Source organism: Blastococcus sp. KM273129 (assembly GCF_021698995.1).
In the GTDB taxonomy this organism is placed as follows: Bacteria; Actinomycetota; Actinomycetes; order Mycobacteriales; family Geodermatophilaceae; genus Blastococcus.
Window position 1 is genome coordinate 1 of sequence record NZ_SSXB01000153.1, and the last position, 2,093, is coordinate 2,093.

General features: G+C 75.7%; 4 protein-coding genes. 3 read left to right on the forward strand and 1 reads right to left on the reverse strand.

Annotation, left to right across the window (positions count from 1 at the left end):
* Positions 1-480 (forward strand): nucleoside hydrolase (locus tag E9565_RS21740; protein ID WP_236836711.1); only part of this gene is annotated, 480 nt, incomplete at its 5' end.
* On the opposite strand, the gene E9565_RS21745 is transcribed toward E9565_RS21740, so the two are convergent.
* Positions 481-1,167 (reverse strand): GAF and ANTAR domain-containing protein, encoded by a 687-nt coding sequence (locus E9565_RS21745; protein ID WP_236828859.1) that lies wholly within the window; start codon positions 1,165-1,167, stop codon positions 481-483.
* A 127-nt stretch (positions 1,168-1,294) separates the two neighbouring features.
* On the opposite strand from E9565_RS21745, the gene E9565_RS21750 reads away from it, so the two are divergent.
* Together E9565_RS21750 and E9565_RS21755 are read left to right on the forward strand one after the other, a co-directional pair.
* Positions 1,295-1,795 (forward strand): ATP-binding protein, encoded by a 501-nt coding sequence (locus E9565_RS21750; protein WP_236828858.1) that lies wholly within the window; start codon positions 1,295-1,297, stop codon positions 1,793-1,795.
* Between the two features lie 112 nt (positions 1,796-1,907).
* A partial coding sequence (locus tag E9565_RS21755) for a hypothetical protein (protein WP_236828433.1) occupies positions 1,908-2,093 on the forward strand: 186 nt, incomplete at its 3' end.

Genomic DNA, 2,093 nt, shown 5'->3' on the forward strand with positions numbered 1-2,093 from the left:
TCGGCCGGGCGCGGCGGCAACGTCACCGCCGCCGCCGAGTTCAACATCTGGTCCGACCCAGAGGCGGCCCAGGTGGTGCTCTCCTCCGCGGTGCCCACCGTGCTGGTCGGGCTGGACGTCACCCTGCCCACCGTGCTCACCGAGGAGGGGATCGCCCGCTTCGCCGGCGCGGGGCCGGTCGGTCGCAGCGCGGCGGCGATCCTCCAGGAGTACGTGGACCACGCGCGGGACGCGTACGGCGTCGCCGGGGTGGTGGTGCACGACGCCCTGGCGCTCACCGAGGCGATCGCGCCCGGCACCCTGGGGACGGTGCGGCGCGACGTCGTCGTCGACACCACCGCGGGCCCCGGCCGCGGCCAGACCCTGGTCGACCGCCGGGCGGTGTCGCGCTCGTCGACGGCGGTCGAGGTGGCCGAGACCGTCGACAGCGCGGCCGCCGTGGAGTTCCTGGTCTCCCGGCTGGCCCGGCTGGACGGCTGATCAGCGCGCCCGGGTGCCCTCCACGATGCCGACGGCGATGTCGCGCAGCTTGCGGTTGTACCGCTGGGAGGCCTGCCGCAGGATCTCGAACGCCTGCTCGGCGTCCACGTGCTGCTGGGCCATGAGCACGCCCTTCGCCTGCTCGATCACCGCCCGCGACTCCATCGCCACCCGCATGTTGCGCGCGTGGTCGGCGAGGCGGGCGTGGGCATCGGCGTTGGCGACGGCCACCGCGATCACCTCCGCCGTCTCCAGCCCGGCCGCCAGCGCCTCGGGCGTCGCGAACGCCTCCGGCCGCGTGGAGTAGATGTTGAGCGCGCCGATCCAGGAGCCCTGGTAGGGCAGGGGGACCGACAGCGAGCTGCGCACCTCCGTCTCGCGGACCCGGGCGACGTAGCGCGGCCAGCGCTCCTCGGTGCGCATGTCGTCGACACGCAGCACGACCCCGCCGCGCCCGGCGTCCACGCACGGGCCGCCGTCCTCGGCGTACTGGAGTTCGTCGGCCATCAGCGCCATCTCGCCGGTGTAGGCGGCCGTGAACGGCTTCTCCCCGCGGATGAGGGTGGTGGAGACCGCCTCCGCGCCGGGGATCGCCCGGGCCGCGATGGCGGTGATCTCACCGAGCACGTCGGCCAGTTCCCGGTCGCCCAGGGCCACCTTGCTGAGCTCGCGCAGCACGTCGTCCACCGGCACAGTCTGCCTGGTGGGCCCCCCTCGGCTCGCCCCCCTTCGCGCGCCGCGCCCGCATCGGTCAGGATGGTGCGATCCGGGACGCCTCCGGCAGCGCCGTGCGGAGCAGACGCGAGAGGACGAGATGGCCGACGAGCAGGCCCACGACGCGTGGCCGTCCGCGCCCGTCCCCTCCGTCCCGGGCGACGTCTGGCACTGGCAGCTCGAGGCGATGCACGTGGTGTCCCGGGTGCGCACCGACCTCCGCGCCCGGATCGCCCACCCCTCGGTCTCCGCCGCCTCGACCGAGGACGCTCGCGACGGCCTGCTCCTGGTGTTCGAGGAGCTGGCCTCCAACGCGCTGCGGCACGGCGGGGGCGACGTGCGCGCGCTGGTGGTGGCCGGGCCGGCGGGCTGGCTGCTCGACCTCAGCGACGAGGCGCCCGACCGCCCACCGGTGCCGGCCGTCGACCGGGACCCGGCGCTCGGCGGCATGGGCCTGCACCTCGTGGCCCAGCTCTCCACCGACTACGGCTGGGAGCAGCGGCCCGGCCGCAAGCACGTCTGGGCGCTGCTGCCGTCGGGCAAGGAGCCCGCCGAGCCGCTGCGCGAGCGGCTCCCCGAGCAGCGCTCCCCGGGCGCCTAGCTCTCGCTGCCCGACGGCGGGGGCTCTCGGGCCCGGCGGCTGCGTGGGCAGCACCCTGCCACCGAGTCGCTGACCAGCAAGAACTGTCAGTGGCTCGCTCTACGGTCCGGGTGTGTTCATCGGTGAGCCACCCCGCGCGCCGGAAGAGGGCGACCCGGTCCCCTGGGTGCCCGACACCGACGCCTGCGGGCTGAGCGATCTGGAACTGGTCGCCGACATCTGGGCCGCCGACGCCCGCGAGGCCCGGCACGCCGCCCAGCGCGCCGAGGCCATCGCCGCGCTCGCCCGCCGCCGCTCG

Excerpts from the sequence above, each read along its gene's own strand:
- E9565_RS21750 (WP_236828858.1), top strand. The coding sequence starts at position 1,295 with ATGGCCGACGAGCAGGCCCACGACGCGTGGCCGTCCGCGCCCGTCCCC.